Here is a 25,556-nt window from a genome sequence, read left to right on the forward strand (position 1 = left end):
TAGCTGAACAGGAGGGACAGCTGATAGAAACAGAAGCCACTGGAGCACCTCAAAAACACCATCATACACTAAATCAGTAAGTTGGCAGCATCACCCAATTGTTGAATGTTTATTGATTCATTGTTTTTCACATGAATAATTATTCTGAAGATAACACAGCGATAGCGCCAGGCGGCGCTATCGCAATCGTGGAGAGAATATCGGCATCATCAGGGCCGATAAACGGCCCCGATTTTATTTCAGCATATTGCGTATGACATAGTGCAGAATACCGTCATTCTGGTAATAGGTCAGCTCGGTGGCCGTATCAATACGACAACGGCACAGCAGGGTTTGTGACCTACCGTCAGCACGGGTTATCACCAGCGGAATTATCGCCCCCGGCTGCAACTGTTGTAGTCCAGAAATATCAATCTGCTCCTCCCCGGTCAGATTCAGCGTTTTGCGCGTTTCGCCCTGCGGGAACTCCAGCGGCAAAATCCCCATACCAATCAGGTTTGAACGGTGTATACGTTCAAAAGATTCGGCAATCACCACCCTAACGCCCAACAGACGCGGGCCTTTCGCCGCCCAGTCGCGGCTGGAACCGGAACCATACTCTTTACCCGCAATCACCGCCAACGGCGTGCCCTGAGCCTGGTACTGCATGGCGGCATCATAAATCGACATCACCTCGTTTCCAGGTAACAGCCGAGTCATCCCCCCTTCCACACCGGGTACCATTTCATTGCGAATACGGATGTTGGCAAAAGTACCGCGCATCATCACCAGATGATTCCCGCGACGTGAGCCGTAGGAGTTAAAGTCGCGGCTGGCTACGCCATTCTCCTGAAGATAGCGTCCGGCCGGACTATCCGCTTTAATGCTTCCTGCTGGCGAGATATGGTCGGTGGTGACGGAATCCCCCAACATCGCCAGCACCCGCGCACCGCGAATATCCTGTACCGGATCCGGCGTTACGCCCATTTCATCAAAGAACGGCGACAGACGGATATAGGTTGAGTCCTCCTGCCAGCCGTAGGTATCCGACGCGGGGACCTGAATCGCCTTCCACTCCGGCGTTCCGGCAAACACTGCCGCATACTCTTTGTGGAACATGTCGGTGGAAACCTGCTGTACCGCTTGCGCTATCTCGGCGCTACTCGGCCAGATATCCTTCAGGTAAACCGGCTGACCGCTGCGGTCATGCCCCAAAGGGTCGAGGTTCAGGTTAACCTTCATGTTGCCCGCCAACGCATAGGCCACCACCAGCGGCGGTGAGGCCAGCCAGTTGGTTTTCACCAGCGGATGTATACGACCTTCAAAGTTACGGTTGCCGGACAGCACCGCCCCCACGGTCAAATCACCCTGCTTAATGGCGGTCTCAATCGGTTCCGGCAGCGGACCGGAGTTACCGATACACGTTGTACAACCATAGCCCACCAGATTAAAACCAAGCTGGTCTAAGTACGGCGTCAACCCGGCATGCGCCAGGTAGTCGGAAACAACCTTAGAGCCGGGTGCCAGCGACGCTTTTACCCAGGGTTTCGGCATGAGTCCGCGCGCGGCGGCCTTTTTCGCCAGCAGCCCGGCCGCCATCAGCACGCTAGGGTTAGAAGTGTTAGTACAAGAGGTAATCGCCGCGATCACTACCGCGCCTTCCGGCAGCGCGTGCCGTTGACCGTTGAGCGTAAAGTCGATGGCCGGTTTATTCCCGCTCGCCGCATTCACCTCAAGCTCGGAAGCCGCGTTAAACGCCTGCGGCACATTGCCGAGCGCCACGCGATCCTGCGGGCGTTTCGGCCCCGCCAGGCTGGCTTCAACATCGGCCATATCCAGCGCCAGACTCGCGGTGAAAATCGGTTCGTCTCCAGTATGCCGCCACATGCCCTGCGCTTTGGCATAGGCTTCCACCAACGCCACCTGCTCATCGCTACGGCCACTGAGGCGCATGTAGGAGAGCGTCACATCATCAAGAGGGAAGAAACCGCAGGTTGCACCGTATTCTGGCGCCATATTGGCGATGGTTGCTCTGTCGGCAAGCGGCAATGAATCCAGACCATCACCGTAAAACTCAACAAATTTACCTACCACACCGAGTTTACGCAGCATCTGCGTGACCGTCAGTACGAGGTCGGTGGCGGTGATCCCTTCACGTAGTTTGCCAGTCAGTTTGAAACCAACCACGTCGGGGATCAGCATCGAGACCGGCTGCCCCAGCATCGCCGCCTCTGCTTCAATGCCGCCAACGCCCCAGCCAAGCACGCCGAGACCGTTAATCATGGTGGTGTGTGAGTCGGTACCGACCAGCGTGTCGGGGTAAGCCAGCCATTCATCGCCCTGCTGTTCGCTCCATACGGCTTTACCGAGGTATTCAAGGTTAACCTGATGGCAAATCCCGGTACCCGGCGGCACCACCCGGAATCGGCTGAACGCCTGCTGCCCCCAGCGTAAGAAGGTATAACGCTCGTGGTTTCGCGACATTTCCAGACGCACGTTTTCATCAAAAGCGTTATTGTCACCAAAACGGTCAACCGTGACCGAGTGGTCAATTACCAGGTCGACCGGCGACAGTGGATTCACCTTGCGGGTGTCCCCCCCCAACCGTTTTACCGCCTCGCGCATAGCGGCAAGATCGACCACCGCCGGAACGCCGGTGAAATCCTGCATCAGCACACGCGCAGGACGATAGGCTATTTCGCGGTCGGCATGGGCATGTTTCAACCAGCCCGCCAAAGCCTGAATGTCGTCGGCTGTGACCGAATCGCCATCTTGCCAGCGCAGCAGGTTTTCGAGCAGAACTTTAAGGGATTTAGGCAGGCGGGAGAGATTTCCCAGGGTTTCGGCGGCTAGCGCCAGACTGTAGTAGTGGTAGGTTTTATTATCGACCTGGAGCGTATCCTTGCAGGCCTCTCGTAGTGTTAACGACATAGCTCCTCCTTAAATAGCGGGTATCACGACTTTCCTTAGGGGATATATAAAAGATAACACACCCAGCGGATATCGCCGGGAAAGGGCTCAGATTGATAAATGCGATCAACGGCTTAATAAAACTAGCAACCGTCTGGAATTAATAGCAGGGAAAGGGTTTGTTACGTTCTGGAGCGGGAAATGAAAGCCGGATAATACCCATGAGATTATTGTTTATTATTCTCATCTTGATTGAACAGATCAATAAAACCCTTTTGCTCAGGGGTCAATTTCCATTCGTCAGGAATATCGACTTTATTATTCTTCTCGGCCGGCGGTTTCTTCGCCGCAGGTGTGCGGGGCTTCACGGGTTTGACACGTTCGGACGTCAGCATAGTTAGCCCCAAAACTTCCAGACCAGGAAGGCAATTGCCAGCCAAAACAGCGCAGAACCCATGAATACGCTCAGCCACGCTTTGCGTTTCACGCCAGAGCCTTTATTTTCTGCTGCCATGACGCCTCTCTCACAATCGATATTACTTATCATTTTCACACCAATTAATTGTTACAACTAATCATCACTGGGATAAATCCTAAGTAAATTCTAAGCAAAAATCCAGTATTTTTGCGAATGCCGCGTAGAGATTTATTTATTCTTTTGACGACAAATAGATATTTGCGTTGAGAAGTTTGCCTAACGTTAAATTTATTTCTACTTTTGCTGCATTGTTGCCAATAGAAACAATTCTTAATCAAGAAACTCTTACAATTGAGGGGATTAAAGAACAGAAATACTGCTGGAGATATAAGGATACCCGCCTCCAGGGTCAGAGGCGGATAAACAGAAGGGTTATTTTTCTGGCAGCTTAATATCGTTGAACATCGCTTCAATGTCTTCATTGGAACGCAGCGCTACCGCGGTATCGACCACATCCCGGGTTAAATGCGGCGCAAAACGCTGAATGAAATCATACATGTAGCTACGCAAGAAAGTGCTGCGACGGAAACCAATTTTAGTGGTGCTGTGGCTGAAAATGCCTTCCGCATCCAGCTTCACCAGATCCGGATCGGAGAGAGGATCGACCGCCATGCTGGCTATTACCCCTACCCCAAGCCCTAGTCGTACGTAAGTTTTAATCACGTCCGCATCGGTGGCGGTAAAGACAATCCGTGGCGTCAACCCTGCGCGGTTGAACGCGGTGTCGAGCTCGGAACGGCCGGTGAAGCCAAAGGTGTAAGTTACCAGCGGATACTGCGCCAGTTCTTCAATCGTCACCGAGGTTTTCGAAGCCAGCGGGTGCTCTGGCGTCACAACGATGGAACGGTTCCAGTGGTAGCATGGCAACATAACCAGATCGTCATACAGATGCAGCGCTTCTGTCGCAATAGCAAAGTCCGCGTTACCTTTCGAAACGGCTTCGGCGATTTGGGTCGGCGAGCCTTGATGCATATGCAGAGAAACTCGCGGGTAACGTTCGATAAACCCTTTAATGACGCCCGGCAGCGCGTAACGCGCCTGGGTATGGGTCGTTGCCACGTACAAAGAGCCTTTATCCGGCCAGGTGTGCTCGCCGGCTACCGATTTAATGGCATCAACTTTCGACAACACTTCGCGGGCAATACGGATGATTTCCTGACCTGCGGGCGTTACCTGCGTCAGGTGTTTACCGCTACGGGCGAAAATCTGGATACCCAGCTCATCCTCCAGCATTCGAACCTGCTTACTGATGCCCGGCTGCGAGGTATACAACCCTTCAGCGGTAGAGGAGACGTTAAGGTTGTGATTGACCACCTCAACGATATAGCGAAGTTGCTGTAATTTCATGCGGTTGTATCCAGTCGGCACTTGGTAGACGGTTATAAAGACGATTTATTTATAAGCAATGCATCTTCTATAACCACTATATCATTTATAGCAAGTGTGTATAGATGGAAACAAAAAATAATAACGGGGTTATAAAAAAGGGCCGCAATGCGGCCCTTTGTAAACAACGTGCTGGGAACGTTACTTTTTAGCTTCAACCCATTTACCGTCAACGAAGAACGCTGACCAGCCAGTCGCTTTGCCTTCTTTCTCGGAGGCTACGTACTGCTGTTTGGTTTTACGGCTAAAGCGCACCATCGTTTTGTTACCGGCTGGATCCTGCTGTGGCGCATCGGCCAGGTAGCGCAGTTTCTCCGGCAGACGGTCGCGGAAGCGGAACAGTTCTTCCACCAGCGGCGCACGTGTTTCACGCGATTTCGGGAAGGTGTTAGCAGCCAGGAAGACCCCAGCGGCACCGTCACGCAGCACGAAATAGGCATCGGACTTCTCACACGTCAGCTCCGGAAGCGGTACCGGATCTTCTTTTGGTGGCGCAACTTCACCACTACGCAGAATCTTACGGGTGTTCTTACATTCGTCGTTAGTACAGGCCATGTACTTACCAAAACGCCCCATTTTCAGGTGCATTTCGGAACCACATTTCTCACACTCAACGATCGGGCCGTCATAACCCTTGATGCGGAATTCACCCTCTTCAATCTCGTAGCCGTCGCAGGTCGGGTTATTACCACAGACGTGCAGCTTGCGCTTCGGATCGATAAGGTAGCTGTCCATCGCCGTGCCGCATTTCTGGCAACGACGTTTGGCGCGCAGCGCGTTGGTTTCCGCGTCGTCGCCTTCCAGCACGTTCAGCACTTCGTTTTCCGGCACCAGGTTAATGGTGGTTTTGCAGCGTTCTTTTGGCGTCAGCGCATAGCCGGAACAACCGAGGAACACGCCGGTGCTGGCGGTACGAATACCCATTTTACGGCTACAGGTCGGACAGTCGATGCTGGTCAGCACCATCTGGTTTGGCTGCATGCCACCTTCTTCAGGCGCTTTCTCAGCGGTTTCCAACTGCTTGGTGAAATCACCAAAGAACAGATCCAGTACCTGCTTCCATTCGGCTTCGTGGTTAGCCACGCGGTCGAGGTGGTCTTCCATCTGCGCGGTAAAATCGTAGTTCATCAGCTCGCGGAAGTTTTCTTCCAGACGATCGGTGACGATCTCACCCATTTTTTCTGCATAGAAGCGACGGTTTTCAGTACGTACGTAGCCGCGATCCTGGATGGTCGAGATGATCGACGCATAGGTCGACGGACGGCCAATACCACGTTTTTCCAGTTCTTTAACCAAAGACGCTTCGCTAAAGCGCGCAGGCGGCTTGGTAAAGTGCTGTGCCGGAGTCAGTTCAACCAGGCTCAGGCTATCGCCTTGTTTAACCACTGGCAGAACGCGGTCTTCATCACCTTTACGCAGCGCTGGCATCACTTTCGTCCAGCCGTCAAAGCGCAGGGTACGACCACGCGCTTTGAGTTTGAAATCACCCGCTTTAACGGTCAGCGTGGTGGAATCATACTGTGCTGGCGTCATCTGACAGGCGACAAACTGACGCCAGATCAGCTGATACAATTTCTGCGCGTCCGCTTCCATATCTTTGAGCGACTCGGCAACAACGTTCACGTCAGAAGGACGAATCGCTTCGTGCGCTTCCTGTGAGTTTTCTTTGCTGGCGTACTGGTTAGCGTTTTCCGGCAGGTATTTCTTACCGAAATTGTCGCCAATATAGTCGCGCACCATGCTGACTGCATCCTGACTCAGGTTGGTGGAGTCAGTACGCATGTAGGTAATGTAGCCCGCTTCATACAGACGCTGCGCCATCATCATGGTTTTCTTCACCCCAAAGCCCAGACGCGTACTGGCCGCCTGCTGCAGAGTGGAGGTAATGAAAGGTGCGCCAGGCTTGCTGCTGGTCGGCTTATCTTCGCGCTCAAGAACGCTGTAACCGGCTTTTTCGAGCAGGCTTACCGCCGCCATTGTCTCGTCACGGTTTACCGGACGGAACGGTTTGTCCGCTTTATGCGTGACCTGCAACGCCAGCGTATCACCGCCAGGTGTGGTCGTGGTGGCATCCACTTCCCAGAATTCTTCCGGGACGAACGCTTTGATTTCACGTTCACGCTCAACCACCAGACGCACCGCTACGGATTGAACACGACCGGCAGATAAACCACGGGCGATCTTTTTCCACAGCAGCGGCGATACCATGTAACCCACCACGCGGTCCATAAAGCGACGCGCCTGCTGAGCGTTAACACGGTCAATATTCAGTTCGCCCGGCTTTTCAAACGCCTGACGAATCGCATTTTTTGTAATTTCGTTAAACACCACGCGGCTATAGCGTGACTCATCCCCACCAATGACTTCCCGCAGGTGCCATGCAATGGCCTCCCCTTCGCGGTCAAGGTCAGTTGCGAGATAGATGTGGTCGGCTTTTTCAGCCAACTGTTTGAGTTCCGAAACGACCTTTTCCTTACCCGGCAGCACTTCGTATTGTGCAGCCCAGTCATGCCATGGGTCGACGCCCATGCGATTAACCAGCGCGCCTCGTTCATCCTTTTTAGGCTTTTTGGCCGTTTTGGTGGAGGTAGAGTCAGCGCTCTTTTTGGCGGCTGAGCCACTGGTCGGCAAATCGCGGATATGACCGACGCTGGACTTAACCACGTAGTCATTACCCAGATACTTATTGATCGTTTTGGCTTTTGCCGGGGACTCAACGATAACGAGAGCTTTACCCATAATCACCTTACCTAATTTGATTCTTCCAGGAATACATCGCACATGTTCCACATTCCACTGGCGACAAGCCTTGTATGTTGCGGCAACGCCAAAGGATATCAACCCCTTACTAACTGGCATTTGATACAGGCAGCCAGGTGGCTGAGTTCACAGATTTTTTTTCGCCAGACGTTATAGCACGAAGAATATTTGGTCGAATGTCAAGCAAATCCGTTGCCAGATCGCCGAAAGCGTCACACTGTACCTGATAAAATTCGTTACGCAACTTTATTAGCATGCAAACACCAATCATGCCAACTCTGAGGTAAAATCATTGCCCCTGGTAAATGTCGGGAAAATTTGCCCGAAATCAACACCCGGCGTAAACTAGGGCCGCAAATTTGAGGAGTTGAATATGTCAAATACTAGCCAACCAATCGATCGTCAGACTTTGCTTATTGAAGCAAACCGACTCATTCGTGAGCATGAAGATACTTTAGCGGGAATTGAAGCCACTGGCGTAGAACAGCGCAACGGCGTGCTGGTATTCAGCGGTGAATATTACCTTGATGAACAGGGACTGCCGACGCCAAAAAGCACGGCGGTATTTAATATGTTCAAGTATCTAGCGCACCAACTGTCTGAAAAATATCACCTGGTTGACTGACCGTTAGGCACTGTCTGATCTCGGTCGAAATAGCCCGGTAAACGCACGTTTACCGGGTTTTCTATTTGAGCAGAAGTATTATTACAGCAGCGGTTTTTGCCCGCGCTGCCACCAGCGCATCATCAGGCTATCCGCACCGTCGACGGCGCTGCCGGTAAAGCGGTCCATCATTTTCTTACGCTGCATAAAGCGCACGTTAATGACGTCACGTCCGTCCATCAGCCCCAGCAGCAGCTCATCACTGGTACCCACTTCGTCAACCAGACCTTTTTCCTGTGCCTGAGAGCCATACCAGTGTTCACCGGTCGCCACCCGATCAATATCCAGCGATGGGCGCATCTCTTTAACAAAGTCTTTGAACAAATGATGAGTCTCATTGAGCTCTTCACGGAACTTCTGACGCCCTTCATCGGTATTCTCACCCAGCAGCGTCAGGGTACGTTTGTACTGCCCGGCGGTATGCAGTTCGATGTCGATGTCTTTATTTTTCAGGAAACGGTTCAGGTTCGGGATCTGCGCAACTACGCCAATCGACCCGAGAATAGCAAACGGCGCGGCGACAATTTTATTCGCCACACAGGCCATCATGTAACCCCCGCTGGCCGCCACTTTGTCCACCGCTACCGTCAATGGAATCTGCTTATCGCGGATACGTTGCAACTGGGAGGCCGCCAGACCATAACCGTGCACCACGCCACCAGGACTTTCCAGACGCACCACCACCTGATCTTGTGGGGTGGCAACCGTCAGCACCGCAGTGACTTCTTCACGCAGCGAGGCGACCTCATGGGCGTCCATACTGCCTTTAAAATCAATCACCCACACGCGTGGCTTGTGATTCGTTTCCGCCTCGCCCTGTTTCGCCTTCGCTTTTGCTGCTTTCGCTTCCAGCTTCAGCTTCTTCTTTTGCGCCTTGTGCCAAAGCTTTTGCTGCGGCCCATCAAGTAAGGCTACCGCCAAATCTTCCTGCATCTCTTTGTGCTGTTCACTGAGATTGGTGATCCTCAGCTCGCCGCGCTGACGCTTGCGCTGGGACAAATTAATAATCAGTACCGCGATAACGGCAATGGCGACGACAACCGTGACGATTTTCGCCAGAAACAGACCATATTGAAAAAGTAATTCCACACATCCACCTTGTACAAAAATCACAGAATCTGCCGCTAAGTGTACAACACCGCGCCCAGCACGTCTCGACTGCAGTATCCACTCTCGAGCCGGCTTCCAGTTTACTTATTTGCCGATGAAATCATTGCAAATTGTTAATTCCGCGTTGTCTCTCCTGCTCGCCGATTGAAATGGTGCGGATAATCAGGCATAAAGCCCAAAAGCCATGAAAAGTACATAGAATATGGCTGCCAGAGGCCATGAGGAGTCACCGTGCATTATCAGCCACAGCTCAACTTGTTGCATAACCGTATCATCCTGGTGACCGGTGCCAGCGATGGCATTGGTCAGGAAGCCGCCATAACCTACGCGCGCCACGGCGCCAGCGTCATTTTACTGGGTCGCAGCGATGAAAAGCTTCGCGCCGTCGCCGAAGAAATCAACCAGGCGGGGGCTATTCCCGCCCGCTGGTTCGCGCTCGACCTGCTAACCTGCACGCCGCAGGAGTGCCAACAGCTGGCCCAAAAAATCAGTGTTCACTATCCGCGCCTTGACGGCGTGTTGCACAATGCCGGGCTGCTGGGCGACGTCGTGCCAATGGCGGAACAGAAACCTGAAGTTTGGCAACAGGTTATGCAGGTCAACGTGAACGGCACCTTTATACTTACCCAGGCCCTGCTGCCGCTGCTGCTCCAGTCTGACTCCGGCTCGCTGGTGTTCACCTCATCCAGCGTCGGCCGTGAAGGACGCGCCAACTGGGGCGCCTACGCCGTGTCAAAATTCGCCACTGAAGGCATGATGCAGGTGTTGGCCGACGAGTATAAAAACCGCCATTTACGGGTGAACTGCATCAATCCAGGCGGTACCCGTACCAAAATGCGCGCCAGCGCGTTCCCAACCGAAGATGCGCTGAAGCTCAAAACCCCTGCCGATATTATGCCGCTGTATCTATGGTTAATGGGCGATGATAGCCGCCGGAAAACCGGTATGACTTTTGATGCCCAACCCGGGCGTAAACCAGGAATTGCAGAATGAGTGATGAACGTTATCGTGAGCGCCAGCAGCGCGTCAAAGAGCGCGTCGCTGCCCGCGTTGCCGCAGCCCAGGATACTCGCGGGATTGTGATTGTGTTTACCGGCAACGGGAAAGGCAAAACCACCGCCGCTTTCGGCACAGCAACCCGCGCGGTTGGCCATGGTCATAACGTCGGAGTGATTCAGTTTATCAAGGGCACCTGGCCCAACGGCGAGCGCAATTTACTCGAACCGCTGGGGGTCGAATTTCAGGTCATGGCGACTGGGTTTACCTGGGATACGCAGAATCGGGAAAGCGATACCGAAGCGTGTCTTGCGGTCTGGGAACACGCGAAGCGGATGCTGGCGGACGAGACGCTCGATATGGTGCTGCTCGACGAGCTCACCTATATGGTGGCCTATGATTATCTGCCATTAGAAGAAGTGCTCACCGCGCTGAAAAACCGCCCTGAGCACCAGACGGTGATCATCACCGGGCGCGGCTGCCATCGTGACATTCTCGAATACGCCGATACGGTCAGTGAACTTCGCCCGGTCAAGCACGCCTTTGAAGCCGGTATTAAGGCACAGATTGGGATTGATTACTAAGCGCTAGTCGCTCGAGCAGCGCATGGTTGAGCGGCAGGCACAGACAGTCCTCTCCCAGCGCCAGCTCGCTTTCCATCACGTTTTGTCGCGATATAAAACGTTTGCGGTATTCGGTTGGCGTCAGCCCGCAGTACTTATTAAACGCGGCGATCAGGTATTTATGCTCCTGAAAGCCGCAGCTGTGGCTGATTTCGGTTATTGGCGTGCGGGTATCGCGCAGCAAGGTGCGGGCTTTATTGAGCCGCACCAGCGTCAGATACTCTTTAAAATTGTGCCGACTGACCTTTTTAAACAGCCGCGAAAACCATGAATAGCTCATCCCGGTATGGCTGGCGACATCGCTTAAGGTCAGCGGCTGGTCAAAATGCTGGTTAATATAGTCGATACCCTCTTTAATCATCGCCTCTTCGCGCAGCGAGTTTTCCGCCCGCTGCGTCGGTTTCCCGGCAGCAACTAAGGCATCCAACAGCAGATAAATCGCCGCAATACGCTGGAACGGTGCGTGATTGTCGATAAGCTGTTCCAGTAGCGCCGTCAGCCGTTGCCGAACGGGGCGGTCCATGTCGGCAGGAAGATGGGCATACGTACGCCATTGCAGAGATGGTGCCGGATGAAGTTCATCGAAAAGGCCCGGAGAAAACTGTACCGTCAGCAGTTGGCTACCAGACTCTTCCGCATTGAGGGAGTGCACCTCTTCCGCGTTGATATAGAGCATCTCCCCGCACGTAAGCTCAACGCTTTGCTGGCCCACCGCAATGGAGAAACGCCCGGCCAACACCGTAATTAATTCAGGCGCAGGGTGCCAGTGAGGCTCGCAATAGCGCACCTCGGCGGCAAACACGTTCAGTTTCTCCGCATCAAAAGCAATCAGTTCATAGCCGCTATTGACCGTTTGCCGCCCGGTCTGCATCGCCGGGTGCGGGTGAGTCACTGAAAAAGGGAACACGGGCGCACTCCTGTTATTGACCTTTATGGGTGTCCGGACAATACCGCATTGAGTTCATCGCGATCGATATCCAACGCCAGAAACTCCGTTAGCGCGATAAAGAGCCCGCAGAACATGTCGGGTGCCAGACGAATCAGTTTTTCACGGATCTGTTCCGCCGCCAGCGGGCTTTTTGCCGCAATCATCGCCACTACCCGGGAGAACGCTTCCGGCTGCTGAATCAACTGCTGGAGCGAATTATCATCGCGCAATGGTACGTATCGCACCGGGCAATCGACGTGAACTTCCGCGTGCAGCGGCAGGTCACGGGAAGAACTGCCAATATGAATCTGCCACAGGCCCGGCGTAACCACCCAATCCGCAAGCCCTGGATGATAACAGGCCAGTTCGCTAATCGGCAGCTCCAGGCTGATCCGGCGGGTCTCCCCGGCGGCAAGCGCCACTTTAGTGAACGCTTTGAGCGCCTGCACTTCGCGGATCAGCTCGCCCTGCGGCGCGCTGACGTATAGCTGGACAATCTCCTTGCCGTCACGCTGGCCGCTGTTGGTCAGATCAAACGTCAACGTCAGCGTCTCATTGTCGCCGACTTGAGAAGCTGACGGCACTAAGTTCGCGTAGCTAAACTGGGTATAGCTTAGGCCAAAGCCAAACGGGAAACGCGGCGTCAGGCGGCGTTTATCATAGTAGCGATAGCCGACAAACAAGCCTTCACCATAATGGTGGCGCAAATTCTCGCCAGGATAGTTCAGCCAGGCCGGCGTCTCTTCCAGCGTATTCGGCACCGTGACCGTCAATTTACCGCACGGGTTACGTTTACCAAACAGAATCTCCGCGACCGCTCGCCCCATGCCCTGACCGGCAAAGAAGGTCTCCAGCAGCGCTTTACACTCGCCCAACCACGGCATGACCACCGCATCGCTGTTGGCCAACACCACCACCACGTTGGGTTGTACGGCGGCCACTTCGCGGATCAGGCGTTCATGAACCGCCAGAATATTGAGATCCTGACGGTCGCCATTTTCACCGTCTTCGCCCACCGCGGTGCTGACAAATATGACCGCCACATCGGCGTCCTGAGCCACAGCTCGCGCCTGCGCCAGCGCCTGTTCATCATGGCGTAAATCGTCTGGCGAACCTTCAGCCCAGCTAACGCTGAAATCATCCCCGGCCAGGTCGAAGATTTCATCCAGCGGTCGGTCAAGCAGGTATGGTACCGTGGTCGCACAGCCTGACCCCTGAATCACCGGTTCCTGCGCCGGTTTGCCTAATACGGCAATGCGGCGGGTTTTCTCCGGGCGCAGCGGCAGCAGATCGTCGTCATTTTTCAACAGCACGATGGATTCTGCCGCCAACCGTTGTGAAAGCGCGTGGTGCGCCGGGAAATCCGCTTGCGCGTCCGGCCGACGATGACGCTGAACTTTATCCAGCAGCGTTAGCATGCGATGGCAGGCGCGGTCGACCACGTCCATCGGGACCTCTTCGGTCTCAATGGCGGCCAGCAAAGTCTGTTTATCACGCCGGGTTTCCGGCATCGCCAGGTCATTGCCCGCCAGCAGCGAAGCCGGGCGATCTTTAATGCCGTACCAGTCGGACATCACCAGGCCATCGTAGCCCCATTCATCGCGTAGCACCTGGGTGAGCAAGAACGGATCCTGCGATGTTTGCACACCATTCAACCGGTTATACGAAGACATCACGGTCCACGGTTGAGACTTCACAATCGCCCGATGAAATCCGGCCAGATAGATTTCACGTAGCGCACGCTCTTCAATAATCGAGTCCATTTCGGTACGCCGATATTCGGAGTTATTCGCCGCGAAATGTTTCAGGCTGGCGCCAACACCTTCATCCTGCAGACCGTTAATCAGCGCGGCGGCAATATCACCGCTCACCACCGGATCTTCGGCATAGTATTCATAGCCACGTCCGGCAAGCGGCGTTCGGCGAATGTTAATCCCCGGCCCCAGCAGAATGCCAACCCCCATATGCTGGCATTCGCGACCCAGCGCCTGCCCCATTTGATATACCAGTTCAACGTCCCAGCTACAGGCAAGACTTGAACCGTTAGGGAAACAGGTCGCTGGCAGCGAAGCGCTGAACAGCGCTTCCGTCCCACCTTTCTCCGTCGACTCCTCGGCGCTCGCCCGGTCCGCCGTCTGGGTGATGACCGAAATAAAGTCATCCATGCTCCATTTTTCACGGCCGTCAATCTGGGCGCTGCTGTAGCGCACGCCGTAGGTGCCATCGGTCATCACAATATCGTCGATACCGTGCTGCGGTAATTTCGCCGTGCGCCATAACCCGCTGCCGGTGAGCAGTGCCACTTTATCTTGCGCGGTCATCGCGGCGATGATGCGGTTAAAATCACGATTCATATCTCAACTCCCTGAGTTTACAGCGCGTTTTGTTTACGCAGGCTGATTTTGTGCACAATGTCGCGGTAGGTTTTTTCGTCCAGCGTATAGGCGGCGACAAAGATAGCGCCAAAGGCAAACATCGCGCCGGGGAACAGCGTCATTAAAATATTGATACCACCGAGCGCGCTGGCGCTGACATTGCCGGCATCATAGTGATAATAATCCAGCATCCATCCGGCGCAGCCGCCGCCGATAGCCATGGCAATTTTGGTGATGAAGTTAAAGAAGCCGTAGATGGCGCCTTCTGAACGTACGCCGTGATGCCATTCCGCATATTCCACGGTATCCGCAATCATTGACCACATCGCGACGAATCCCATCCCTAAGGTAATACTGAACAGGCACACGCCGCTCATTATCAGCCAGATATTATCGCCGGCCACAAAATACTGCATTAATAACCCCAACACGCCAATCAACAGCGCCACCAGCGTCATCTTCTTCTTACCCATGATAGCGATGATCTTTTCAGAAATAACGGTACCAAAAATATAGGCGGCCGATTGAATCATAAAGAACGTCGCGGTAAACCCTTCATCGCCAATAATGTATTTAATAAAGTAAATGGCAATTGCCATCCACACGGTATAGGCGATGTAGAAAAAGACGGTGAACAGCGACAAATTAATCAGCGGCCCATTCCCCGTCACCGCGCGCAGCATTTCACGCAGCGTCGGTGCCGGGGCATCCTCTTCTGCGCCCACCCTCTCTTTGGTCATACCGAAACAGGCAAGAAACAGGAATGTTGCCAACATGGCAAAACAGGAAACGGCAAAGACATAGCCCAACTGTTTGTCGTTAAACGGTGAAATCAGTAAATCTGCGGTGGTAGAAACAATCAGATAGCCGACAATCGCCAGCACGAAGCGATAGACCGACAGCGACGAGCGCGAAGCCTCATGCTGGGTCAGACGGTTGGTTAACGCCGAGTATGGCGTGTTCACCGCCGTATAGGCGAGGCAATAAATGGTGTACGAGATTAGGGCAAAAAAGAACTTCGCTTCGCCGCCGAAAGGCACAAAACACAGGACCGTCAGGAAACCCAGGGGGATCGAGCCATATAATAACCATGGCCGCAGTTTGCCATGCCGACTGTGGGTTTTATCGATAGCAAAGCCTATTAGAATATTAAAAATCGCATCAATCACGCGGGCGATAACAAATATCAAACTGGCCTGTACGGCGCTGATGCCATAAATATTGGTATAGAAGAACAATAAGAAAAGTGAAACAAAACCAAAAGATAAGTTAGAGGCGAAATCACCAAAGCCATAACCTATTTTTTCTTTTACGCCGATAACCACATAGCTTGCCGAGAGTTTTTTAGTTGCATCCATTTTCGGGCTACCTTTTGAGTAATCTGTAGCAACAGTATATGGCGGTGATTAATTTATCACTTTGCGTTATTTGTCCGGGGAATTCCTGTTTTTTGTCTTTATGCGGAAGTGTGAATTAAATCACAGGAGAAAGGAGATATTATTCAAAATCAGCTTCCGGCGGGACCCCGCCGGAAGCCACGTCATTACGCTTTACCGCTGTTGCGGGTGCTGGAACGACGATTACTGTTATTACCCGCACTGGTACCGGTGGTGGTATGGCGTTTCACCGCGCGACGAATCTGATTCGCCTTCATGCGGCGACGGTCTTTTTCCACCGCCACTTTCGAGGTGGTTTCTGCCGGCAGTTCTACCAGCTTGCGCAGGTAGTTGGTTTGCGCCAGATCCAGCTCCGTCCAGCCGCCGCGAGGCAGGCCTTTTGGCAGTTGGATATCGCCGTAGCGAACGCGAATCAGACGGCTCACCTGCACGCCTACCGCTTCCCACAGACGACGTACTTCACGGTTACGGCCTTCGGTCAGGGTCACGTTGTACCACTGGTTAATGCCTTCACCGCCGCTGAATTTGATGGTTTTAAATGCCGCAGGGCCATCTTCAAGCTGAACGCCACGAGACAGTTGGCGGATTTTGTTGTCATCCACTTCGCCGAATACGCGCACCGCATATTCACGTTCCACTTCACGGCTTGGGTGCATCAGGCGGTTAGCCAGTTCCCCGTCGGTGGTGAACAGCAGCAGACCGCAGGTGTTCACGTCCAGACGGCCAACGGCAATCCAGCGCGCGCCGCGCAGTTTTGGCAGGCGATCGAACACGGTTGGACGCCCTTCCGGATCGTTACGCGTACAGAGTTCACCTTCCGGCTTGTAGTACGCCAGAACGCGACAGATTTGTTCTACGGATTCTTTAACGGAGATTAAATGTCCGTCGATACGAATTTTGAGACCGGGGATCACTTCAACACGATCGCCCAGCTTGGCGATTTTGCCGTCGACGCTCACGCGGCCCGCTTCAATAATCGTTTCAATTTCACGACGGGAGCCGTGGCCAGCGCGCGCCAGCACTTTTTGCAGTTTTTCGCTTTTATCGCTCATTGAGCTTCCTTCAGGTGTCGCCTTCACAGGCGTCTTAGAGACTTCATTAGCCGCGCGGGAAATAAGCACCGGGCGGCATAAGCAGGTAAACAGCGGCGTTGCAAGGCAACGCAGGCCGTTCACCCAGAATTGTGACCGCACATAGTACACGAATTTTAGGAGAAAAGGGCAGCTTGTTCCTGTCCTTTTCTCCTCGCCGCAGCCGGGTGCATGAAGGAAGCGTTTTAAAAGCACCGCCGGTGGCTACCGCAGCTGCATCATTTCAAACTACTCTTCACCGCCGTGGGTGGAATCTAAGCGCTTAATGAACTGATAACCAAAGCGTTTGTATATCTCAAAATCCTGAGATTTACACATCAGGTAGATTTTCATCCCTCCACCAGCAGCCAGACGTTTACCTTCGCTGCCACCGACTATTCACCGTACATACGCCGCCTTTCCCTATTCCACCCTATACCCTCAAGGTCTACTACCGCCCCGTTAGTGGACAAGCGAAAGCCGCAGCAATGGATGCTGGCACAAATAGACACGCTGGAATAAACAGCCCGGCGAGAAGCCGGGCCGGGAAAATTACAAGAAAGGTTTCACGTCGCCGACGCCTTCGCGGATGACGACCGGGGAATCATCGGTGAGGTCTACAACGGTGGTTGGCTGTTGACCCAGATAGCCGCCGTGGATAATCAAATCGACCACTTTTTCCAGACGATCTTTGATCTCTTCTGGGTCAGACTCGGTGAACTCACTGCCAGGCAGCATTAACGACGTTGAGAGCATTGGCTCACCTAACGTCTCGAGCAGCGCCTGAGCAATCGGGTTAGACGGCACGCGCATCCCGATAGTCTTACGCTTTTCCTGCAGCAGACGACGCGGAACGTCTTTGGTGCCCTTCAGAATAAAAGTGTAGTTGCCCGGCGTGTTGTTCTTAATTAAACGAAACGCCACGTTGTCGACGTAAGAATAGGTAGACAGTTCGGACAGATCGCGGCACATCAGGGTGAAGTTGTGGCCGTCCGGCAGGTGACGGATGCGGCAAATGCGCTCCATCGCCCCTTTATCTTCAATTTTGCAGCCCAACGCATAGCCGGAATCGGTCGGATAGACGATGACGCCGCCCTTACGCACAATTTCGACCGCCTGATTAATCAGACGCGCCTGTGGATTATCCGGGTGGATATAAAAAAACTGACTCATGCTTCCCTCTCAATTGAATTCTGCGGCTGCTCCCAGCGCTGCCAGACTCCCTCGACGCCTGCGGGTAACCACAGTTTACGGCCCAGCTCAATCCACGGGCAGGGTTGATGGAAATCAGACCCCTGAGACGCCAGTAAATGATAGTCGCGGGCATAGGTGGCAAGCTGAGTGCGCTCGTGAGGCGCTTGCTGGCACTGGGAGACTTCCATCGCGTCGCCGCCGTGTTCACTAAAGTGTGCCAGCAATCTTTTCAGCCACTTGGCGGACAAATCGTACCGCCCCGGATGGGCAACAACGGCTACCCCTCCGGAATGATGAATGACATCAATAGCTTCCTTTATTGTACACCACTGCGGCGGAACGTAACCGGTTTTCCCACGTGCGAGATATCTTTTAAACACGTCGCCAATATTGGAGGCCTTGCCCTGTTCAACGAGGAAGCGGGCAAAGTGACCCCGAGTCACTGCACCACCCTCGGCCATTTTCAGCGCCGCTTCCCAGGCACCCGGGATCTGTGCTTTTTCCAGACGCTCGGCAATCATCTGCCCGCGCTGTTGGCGACGGTCAATCTGCGCGCTTAAAAACGCCGTTAACGTCGGGTTCTCGATATCAATATTCAGCCCAACGATATGAATTTCGTGGTTCTCCCACAACGTCGAAATCTCAACGCCGGTAATCAGCTCTAGCGCCAGGCCGGCACGGGCAATTTCTGCCTGGGCTCGCGGGATCGCGTCGACGGTATCGTGATCGGTAATCGCCAGCGTGCCTACCCGCATTTCGCCTGCGCGGTGCACCAGCTCTTCTGGCGTCAGGCGGCCATCTGAGGCGGTAGTATGGCTGTGAAGATCGTAAATCACTGCATAATTGGTGTCGCTCAAAACCGCTCCCGTTGTACTGCTCATCATGTTTCGCGCCCTATCATAGCCGTATTATGCCAATTTCTAAAATCAGGGGTTGACTTTGCCCTTTCGAACTAGTTAACTAGTACGCAAGTTCACTTAGTAAAGGTATCTGCAAATGACTCGTAAATTGATTGCTCTGCACGGCGGTTGGTGGCGTACTTCCCAGTAGGGCGGAGTCATCACGTCTGCGTTAAGCAAACAGATACCCAGCCCGCCAATGAGCGGGCTTTTTATTAAGCAAAAAAGATAAAGAAATCAGGCGAGAACAACGATGCAAACACAAAAACCCCTGCTCGAGCTTCTGACCAGTGACGCGATTTACCGTGAAAACCCAACCGCGTTGTTCCATCAACTGTGCGGCGCACGCCCGGCCACTCTGCTGCTTGAATCAGCGGATATCGACAGTAAGAACGATTTAAAAAGCCTGCTGCTGGTCGATAGCGCCCTGCGCATCACCGCCCTTGGCGATACCGTCACCATTCAGGCGCTGTCTGATAACGGGGCTTCCCTGCTGCCGCTGCTCGATGCCGCGCTGCCTTCCGGCGTTGAAAATGAGCGCCAGCCAAACCGCCGGGTTTTGCGCTTCCCGGCAGTCAGCAATCTGCTCGATGAAGACGCCCGTCTGTGCTCCCTGTCGGTATTCGACGCGTTCCGCATAATGCAGGAACTGGTTGTGGTGCCGCAGGACGAGCGCGAAGCGATGTTCTTCGGCGGGCTGTTCGCCTACGACCTGGTCGCAGGATTTGAAGATTTACCGCAGCTGGAAAGCGACACCGCCTGCCCGGACTATTGCTTCTACCTCGCGGAAACCCTGCTGGTTATCGACCACCAGACCAAAAACACACGCATTCAGGCCAGCCTGTTCACGCCGTCTGATGCGGAAAAAGATCGTCTGCTGCAGCGCATTGCCGACGTTCGTCAGCAGTTAAATGAACCGCCAATGGCGCTGCCGGTACGCGAAATTAAAGAGATGCGCTGCGAGTGCAACCAGAGCGATGAAGAGTACGGCGATGTGGTGCGCAAGATGCAAAAAGCGATTCGCGCCGGGGAAATTTTCCAGGTTGTCCCTTCGCGCCGCTTCTCTCTGCCCTGCCCATCACCGCTGGCAGCTTACGATGTGCTGAAAAAGAGCAACCCAAGCCCGTATATGTTCTTTATGCAGGATAACGATTTCACCCTGTTCGGCGCGTCGCCAGAGAGTTCGCTTAAGTACGACGCCACCAATCGCCAGATTGAAATCTATCCGATTGCCGGTACCCGCCCACGCGGTCGTCGCGCCGACGGTACGCTGGATCGCGATCTCGACAGCCGTATTGAGCTGGAGATGCGCACCGACCATAAAGAGCTTTCCGAACATTTAATGCTGGTCGATCTGGCGCGTAACGACCTCGCGCGCATCTGTACGCCGGGTAGCCGCTATGTTGCAGACCTGACAAAAGTGGATCGCTACTCGTTCGTGATGCACCTCGTTTCCCGCGTGGTCGGCGAACTGCGTAAAGACCTCGATGTGCTGCACGCTTACCGCGCCTGTATGAATATGGGCACCCTGAGCGGTGCGCCAAAAGTACGCGCCATGCAGCTTATCGCCGCAGCAGAAGGCAAGCGGCGCGGCAGCTACGGCGGCGCGGTGGGCTATTTCACCGCCCACGGCGACCTCGACACCTGCATCGTTATCCGCTCGGCATTTGTCGAAAATGGCATTGCTACCGTGCAGGCCGGTGCGGGCGTGGTGCTGGATTCCGTACCGCAATCTGAAGCCGATGAAACCCGTAATAAAGCTCGTGCCGTTCTGCGCGCCATCGCCACTGCCCATCATGCACAGGAGATTTTCTGATGGCTGACATTCTGCTGCTCGATAATATCGACTCCTTTACTTACAACCTGGCAGATCAGCTGCGCGCTAACGGGCACAACGTGGTGATTTACCGTAACCATGTACCGGCACAGACCTTAATTGACCGCCTGGGCACTATGGATAACCCGGTACTGATGCTGTCTCCTGGGCCTGGTGCACCGTCTGAAGCGGGCTGTATGCCTGAACTGCTGACCCGTATGCGCGGCAAACTGCCGATTATCGGTATCTGCCTCGGTCATCAGGCGATTGTCGAAGCCTACGGCGGCTACGTCGGTCAGGCCGGTGAAATCCTGCACGGTAAAGCTTCCAGCATTGAGCATGACGGCCAGGCTATGTTTGCCGGATTAACCAATCCACTGCCAGTCGCGCGCTATCACTCGCTGGTCGGCAGCAATATTCCGGCCGGGTTAACCATCAACGCCAACTTTAACGGCATGGTGATGGCGGTCCGTCACGACGCGGATCGCGTCTGCGGCTTCCAGTTCCATCCGGAATCCATCCTCACCACCCAGGGTGCACGTTTGCTGGAACAAACGCTGGCATGGGCGCTGCAGAAACTGGAGCAGAGCAACACCCTGCAGCCGATTCTGGAAAAACTGTATCAGGCGCAGACCCTGAGCCAACAGGAGAGCCACCAGTTGTTCTCCGCCGTGGTTCGCGGCGAAGTGAAGCCTGAACAGCTGGCCGCCGCGCTGGTGAGCATGAAAATTCGCGGCGAAAGTCCGAACGAGATTGCCGGTGCCGCCACCGCGCTGCTGGAAAATGCGGCCCCGTTCCCGCGCCCTGACTATCCATTTGCCGATATCGTCGGTACCGGCGGTGACGGCAGCAACAGCATCAATATCTCCACCGCCAGCGCTTTTGTCGCCGCGGCGTGTGGGCTGAAGGTCGCCAAACACGGCAACCGTAGTGTCTCCAGTAAATCGGGCTCTTCCGACCTGCTGGCGGCGTTTGGTATCAACCTTGATATGAACGCCGATAAATCCCGCCAGGCGCTGGATGAACTGAACGTGTGCTTCCTGTTCGCACCGAAGTATCACACCGGTTTCCGCCACGCGATGCCGGTTCGCCAGCAGTTGAAAACCCGCACCCTGTTCAACGTGCTGGGGCCGTTGATTAACCCGGCGCACCCGCCGCTGGCGCTGATTGGCGTTTACAGCCCTGAGCTGGTGTTGCCGATTGCGGAAACCCTGCGCGTACTGGGTTACGAGCGGGCGGCAGTGGTACACAGCGGCGGTATGGACGAAGTTTCTCTGCATGCACCGACGGTGGTCGCCGAACTGCACAACGGTGAAATTAAGAGCTACCAGCTGACCGCAGATGACTTCGGCCTCAAGCCTTATCATCAGGCCGAACTGGCTGGCGGCACGCCGGAAGAAAACCGTGACATTCTGACCCGCTTACTACAAGGTAAAGGTGAGGCTGCGCATGAGTCCGCCGTAGCGGTTAACGTCGCTATGCTGATGCGCCTTTACGGTCATGAAGACCTGAAGGCCAACGTTCAGCAGGTGCTTGATGTTCTGCACAGTGGTGCAGCCTACGACCGCGTCACCGCATTAGCGGCAAGAGGATAAAAAATGCAGACCGTATTAGCAAAAATCGTGGCCGACAAAGCGATTTGGGTAGAAGCCCGCAAACAACAACAGCCGTTAGCCACTTTCCAGAATGAAGTGCAGCCAAGCCAGCGTCATTTCTATGACGCGCTGCGCGGGACACGCACCGCTTTTATTCTGGAATGTAAGAAAGCCTCCCCGTCGAAAGGGGTTATCCGTGACGATTTTGACCCGGCGCGTATTGCCAATGTGTATAAACATTACGCCTCGGCAATCTCGGTCCTGACGGATGAAAAGTACTTCCAGGGTAGTTTTGATTTTCTGCCGATTGTCAGCCAGATAGCGCCACAGCCGATCCTGTGCAAAGACTTCATTATCGATCCGTACCAGATTTATCTGGCGCGTTACTACCAGGCGGATGCCTGCCTGCTGATGCTGTCGGTGCTTGACGACGACCAGTATCGCCAGCTTGCCGCCGTCGCGCACAGCCTGAGCATGGGTGTGCTGACCGAAGTCAGTAATGAAGAAGAACTGGAACGTGCTATCGCCCTGAAGGCGAAAGTGGTCGGTATCAACAACCGCGACCTGCGCGATCTCTCCATCGACCTCAACCGTACTCGCCAGCTGGCGCCGCGTTTGGGACACGACGTAACGGTGATTAGCGAGTCTGGCATTAACACCAATGCCCAGGTTCGCGAACTGAGCCACTTTGCCAACGGTTTCCTGATTGGCTCAGCAATGATGGAGCATGACGATCTCAACGCCGCCGTGCGCCGGGTGCTGCTGGGCGAGAACAAAGTCTGCGGCCTGACCCGTGCGCAGGATGCCAAAGCGGCATTTGAAGCAGGCGCCATCTACGGTGGGCTGATTTTCGTTCCGACCTCGCCGCGTGCGGTCAGCGTTGACCAGGCGCGTGAAGTGATTAACGCCGCGCCGCTGAGCTATGTTGGCGTGTTCCGCAACGCGCCGGTTGCCGAGGTGGTTGAACGCGCTGCCACGCTGCAACTTTCCGCTGTGCAACTGCATGGCGATGAAGACCAGAGCTATATCGATAGCCTGCGCGCAGAGCTTCCTGCCAGCGTACAGATCTGGAAAGCGCTGAGCGTGGCTGACACTTTACCGTCGCGCACTCTCAATCATGTCGACAAATATGTCTTTGATAACGGCCAGGGCGGCTCCGGCCAGCGTTTTGATTGGTCTCTGTTACAGGGTCAGGATCTGAGCAATGTGATTCTGGCCGGTGGTTTAAGCGCAGATAACTGCGTGGAAGCAGCCAAAAGCGGCTGCGTCGGACTGGATTTCAATTCAGGCGTAGAGTTACAACCGGGCATTAAAGATGCCAGCAAACTGGCCTCGGCATTTCAAACGCTGCGCGCATATTAAGGAGCAACAATGAGCACTTTACTGAACCCCTATTTCGGCGAATTTGGCGGGATGTACGTTCCGCAGATTCTGATGCCCGCCCTGCGCCAGCTGGAAGAAGCTTTCGTCAGCGCACAGAAGGATCCTGAGTTCCAGGCCGAATTTACCGACCTGCTGAAAAACTATGCCGGTCGTCCAACCGCATTAACCAAATGCCGTAACCTGACCGCTGGCAGCAAAACCACGCTGTACCTCAAGCGTGAAGATCTGCTGCACGGCGGCGCTCACAAAACCAACCAGGTGTTGGGTCAGGCATTGCTGGCAAAACGGATGGGTAAAACCGAGATCATCGCCGAAACCGGCGCCGGTCAGCACGGCGTCGCCTCGGCGCTCGCCAGCGCCCTGCTCGGCCTGAAATGCCGCATCTATATGGGTGCCAAAGACGTTGAGCGCCAGTCGCCAAACGTCTTCCGTATGCGTTTAATGGGCGCAGAAGTGATTCCGGTACACAGCGGTTCTGCCACGCTGAAAGATGCCTGTAACGAGGCGCTGCGCGACTGGTCTGGCAGCTACGAAACCGCGCACTATATGCTTGGTACCGCTGCGGGCCCGCACCCGTTCCCAACCATCGTGCGTGAATTCCAGCGCATGATCGGCGAAGAGACCAAAGTGCAGATCCGCGAAAAAGAAGGTCGTCTGCCGGATGCGGTGATTGCCTGTGTCGGCGGTGGTTCGAACGCCATCGGTATGTTCGCCGACTTTATTGAAGACACCAGCGTAGGCCTGATTGGCGTAGAACCTGCCGGTCACGGGATTGAAACCGGTGAGCACGGCGCGCCGCTGAAACACGGCCGCGTGGGTATCTACTTCGGCATGAAATCGCCGATGATGCAGACCGATGAAGGGCAGATTGAAGAATCTTACTCTATATCTGCCGGGCTGGACTTCCCGTCCGTTGGGCCACAGCACGCCTATTTGAACAGCATCGGCCGCGCGGAATACGTGTCGATTACCGATAACGAAGCGCTTGATGCATTTAAAGAACTCAGCCGTCACGAAGGGATAATCCCAGCGCTGGAGTCATCGCATGCCCTGGCTCACGCGTTAAAAATGATCCGCGAGAACCCAGAAAAAGAGCAGCTGCTGGTAGTTAACCTCTCCGGTCGCGGCGACAAAGACATCTTTACGGTACACGATATTCTGAAAGCGCGAGGGGAAATCTGATGGAACGCTATGACACTCTATTTGCCACACTGAAGGCCCGCAAGGAAGGCGCATTCGTTCCCTTCGTCACGTTGGGCGACCCGAATCCGGGTCAGTCGCTGAAGATTATCGACACCCTGATTGAAGCCGGTGCCGATGCGCTGGAGCTGGGGATCCCGTTCTCCGACCCGCTGGCCGATGGCCCAACTATCCAGAATGCCACCCTGCGCGCTTTTGCCGCGGGCGTTACGCCAACGCAGTGCTTCGAGATGCTGGCAGCGATTCGCCAGAAACATCCAACCATTCCGATTGGCCTGCTGATGTATGCCAACCTGGTGTTCAACCGTGGCATTGATGAGTTCTACGCCGAATGCGCGCGCGTGGGCGTGGATTCAGTGCTGGTCGCCGACGTGCCGGTGGAAGAGTCTGCCCCGTTCCGTCAAGCAGCTATGCGTCATAACGTCGCGCCAATCTTTATCTGCCCACCAAATGCCGATGAAGAACTGCTGCGTCAGATTGCCGCGCACGGCCGGGGCTACACCTACCTGCTGTCACGCGCTGGCGTTACCGGTACCGAAACCCGCGCCGCGCTGCCGCTGCATCATCTGGTGGAGAAACTGGCTGAGTACAACGCCGCGCCTCCGCTGCAGGGCTTTGGGATTTCCGCACCCGATCAGGTGACGGCAACCATCGACGCCGGTGCCGCCGGGGCTATTTCCGGTTCGGCGATTGTGAAGATTATCGAACGCAATGTGGAAAACCCACAGGCCATGCTCGATGAGCTTGCAAGCTTTGTGAAAAGCATGAAAGCCGCCACCAAAACGGCATAACG

20 protein-coding genes and 1 other annotated feature are annotated in these 25,556 nt (G+C 54.6%); of the genes, 8 read left to right on the forward strand and 12 right to left on the reverse strand.

All coding sequences use genetic code 11. From position 1 onward, the window contains the following. Positions 1-234 precede the first annotated feature (234 nt). The 5 genes from acnA to topA form a co-directional block, all read right to left on the reverse strand. Positions 235-2,910, reverse strand: coding sequence for an aconitate hydratase AcnA (acnA, locus tag ABOC97_RS17955; RefSeq protein WP_349600316.1), 2,676 nt, complete (start codon positions 2,908-2,910; stop codon positions 235-237). Positions 2,911-3,116: 206 nt separating this feature from the next. Beyond that, positions 3,117-3,284, reverse strand: a complete 168-nt coding sequence (locus ABOC97_RS17960) for a hypothetical protein (protein ID WP_349600319.1) — start codon at positions 3,282-3,284, stop codon at positions 3,117-3,119. Between the two features lie 2 nt (positions 3,285-3,286). Further along, complete coding sequence (locus ABOC97_RS17965) at positions 3,287-3,403, reverse strand: YmiA family putative membrane protein (RefSeq protein ID WP_349600322.1); 117 nt, start codon at positions 3,401-3,403, stop codon at positions 3,287-3,289. 336 nt (positions 3,404-3,739) lie between these two features. Beyond that, positions 3,740-4,714, reverse strand: a complete 975-nt coding sequence (gene cysB / locus ABOC97_RS17970; RefSeq protein WP_234506037.1) for an HTH-type transcriptional regulator CysB — start codon at positions 4,712-4,714, stop codon at positions 3,740-3,742. Positions 4,715-4,894: 180 nt separating this feature from the next. Further along, positions 4,895-7,492: a type I DNA topoisomerase gene (gene topA / locus ABOC97_RS17975; protein ID WP_349600326.1), complete on the reverse strand. Its 2,598-nt coding sequence runs from the start codon at positions 7,490-7,492 to the stop codon at positions 4,895-4,897. Positions 7,493-7,886: 394 nt separating this feature from the next. Between topA and ABOC97_RS17980 the strand changes: the two genes are divergently transcribed. Then, positions 7,887-8,138, forward strand: a complete 252-nt coding sequence (locus ABOC97_RS17980) for a YciN family protein (protein ID WP_052281647.1) — start codon at positions 7,887-7,889, stop codon at positions 8,136-8,138. 81 nt (positions 8,139-8,219) lie between these two features. Here the strand turns inward: ABOC97_RS17980 and sohB are convergent, their stop codons facing one another. Continuing rightward, complete coding sequence (gene sohB, locus ABOC97_RS17985; RefSeq protein ID WP_349600329.1) at positions 8,220-9,266, reverse strand: protease SohB; 1,047 nt, start codon at positions 9,264-9,266, stop codon at positions 8,220-8,222. Positions 9,267-9,518: 252 nt separating this feature from the next. Here sohB and ABOC97_RS17990 point away from each other — a divergent pair, with 252 nt between their 5' ends. Together ABOC97_RS17990 and cobO are read left to right on the forward strand one after the other, a co-directional pair. Beyond that, the gene (locus ABOC97_RS17990) at positions 9,519-10,280 is read left to right on the forward strand and encodes a YciK family oxidoreductase (RefSeq protein ID WP_349600332.1); all 762 of its coding nucleotides are present in this window, start codon (positions 9,519-9,521) and stop codon (positions 10,278-10,280) included. Then, on the forward strand, positions 10,277-10,867 hold the full coding sequence (cobO, locus tag ABOC97_RS17995; protein WP_349600335.1) for a cob(I)yrinic acid a,c-diamide adenosyltransferase: 591 nt from the start codon (positions 10,277-10,279) through the stop codon (positions 10,865-10,867). The genes ABOC97_RS17990 and cobO overlap by 4 nt, the downstream gene beginning before the upstream one ends. On the opposite strand, the gene ABOC97_RS18000 is transcribed toward cobO, so the two are convergent. The 6 genes from ABOC97_RS18000 to rnm all read right to left on the reverse strand — a co-directional run bounded on the left by ABOC97_RS18000 (position 10,839) and on the right by rnm (position 18,727). Next, positions 10,839-11,813, reverse strand: coding sequence for a helix-turn-helix transcriptional regulator (locus ABOC97_RS18000; RefSeq protein ID WP_349600337.1), 975 nt, complete (start codon positions 11,811-11,813; stop codon positions 10,839-10,841). The genes cobO and ABOC97_RS18000 overlap by 29 nt on opposite strands. A 23-nt stretch (positions 11,814-11,836) precedes the next feature. After that, on the reverse strand, positions 11,837-14,188 hold the full coding sequence (locus ABOC97_RS18005; protein ID WP_349600340.1) for a beta-glucosidase: 2,352 nt from the start codon (positions 14,186-14,188) through the stop codon (positions 11,837-11,839). 17 nt (positions 14,189-14,205) lie between these two features. Next, the gene (locus tag ABOC97_RS18010) at positions 14,206-15,567 is read right to left on the reverse strand and encodes an MFS transporter (RefSeq protein WP_349600343.1); all 1,362 of its coding nucleotides are present in this window, start codon (positions 15,565-15,567) and stop codon (positions 14,206-14,208) included. Positions 15,568-15,752: 185 nt separating this feature from the next. Then, entirely contained in the window at positions 15,753-16,658 is a 906-nt protein-coding gene (gene rluB, locus ABOC97_RS18015; protein ID WP_349600345.1) for a 23S rRNA pseudouridine(2605) synthase RluB, read from the reverse strand. Positions 16,659-17,228: 570 nt separating this feature from the next. Next, complete coding sequence (locus ABOC97_RS18020; RefSeq protein WP_349600348.1) at positions 17,229-17,849, reverse strand: L-threonylcarbamoyladenylate synthase; 621 nt, start codon at positions 17,847-17,849, stop codon at positions 17,229-17,231. Next, the gene (gene rnm / locus ABOC97_RS18025; RefSeq protein ID WP_349600351.1) at positions 17,846-18,727 is read right to left on the reverse strand and encodes an RNase RNM; all 882 of its coding nucleotides are present in this window, start codon (positions 18,725-18,727) and stop codon (positions 17,846-17,848) included. Before rnm ends, ABOC97_RS18020 begins: the two co-directional genes overlap by 4 nt. 166 nt (positions 18,728-18,893) lie before the next feature. After that, positions 18,894-18,986: a sequence feature (Trp leader region), on the forward strand. Between the two features lie 36 nt (positions 18,987-19,022). On the opposite strand from rnm, the gene ABOC97_RS18030 reads away from it, so the two are divergent. From ABOC97_RS18030 to trpA, 5 genes are read left to right on the forward strand one after another with little or no spacing between them, the layout of a single operon-like run. Beyond that, a complete protein-coding gene (locus tag ABOC97_RS18030) occupies positions 19,023-20,585 on the forward strand; it encodes an anthranilate synthase component 1 (protein WP_349600354.1) in 1,563 nt (520 codons plus the stop codon). Beyond that, positions 20,585-22,180: a bifunctional anthranilate synthase glutamate amidotransferase component TrpG/anthranilate phosphoribosyltransferase TrpD gene (gene trpD, locus ABOC97_RS18035; RefSeq protein WP_234506063.1), complete on the forward strand. Its 1,596-nt coding sequence runs from the start codon at positions 20,585-20,587 to the stop codon at positions 22,178-22,180. The genes ABOC97_RS18030 and trpD overlap by 1 nt, the downstream gene beginning before the upstream one ends. A 3-nt stretch (positions 22,181-22,183) precedes the next feature. After that, positions 22,184-23,542 carry a bifunctional indole-3-glycerol-phosphate synthase TrpC/phosphoribosylanthranilate isomerase TrpF gene (gene trpCF / locus ABOC97_RS18040; RefSeq protein WP_349600357.1) on the forward strand — a complete coding sequence of 453 codons (1,359 nt, stop codon included), beginning with the start codon at positions 22,184-22,186 and terminating at the stop codon, positions 23,540-23,542. A gap of 9 nt (positions 23,543-23,551) precedes the next feature. Beyond that, a complete protein-coding gene (gene trpB / locus ABOC97_RS18045) occupies positions 23,552-24,745 on the forward strand; it encodes a tryptophan synthase subunit beta (RefSeq protein ID WP_061285124.1) in 1,194 nt (397 codons plus the stop codon). Next, a complete protein-coding gene (gene trpA / locus ABOC97_RS18050) occupies positions 24,745-25,554 on the forward strand; it encodes a tryptophan synthase subunit alpha (protein ID WP_349600361.1) in 810 nt (269 codons plus the stop codon). The genes trpB and trpA overlap by 1 nt, the downstream gene beginning before the upstream one ends. Positions 25,555-25,556: the final 2 nt, after the last annotated feature.

The sequence above is a fragment of the Kluyvera huaxiensis genome (assembly GCF_040149365.1).
Classification (GTDB): Bacteria; Pseudomonadota; Gammaproteobacteria; order Enterobacterales; family Enterobacteriaceae; genus Kluyvera; species Kluyvera intermedia_A.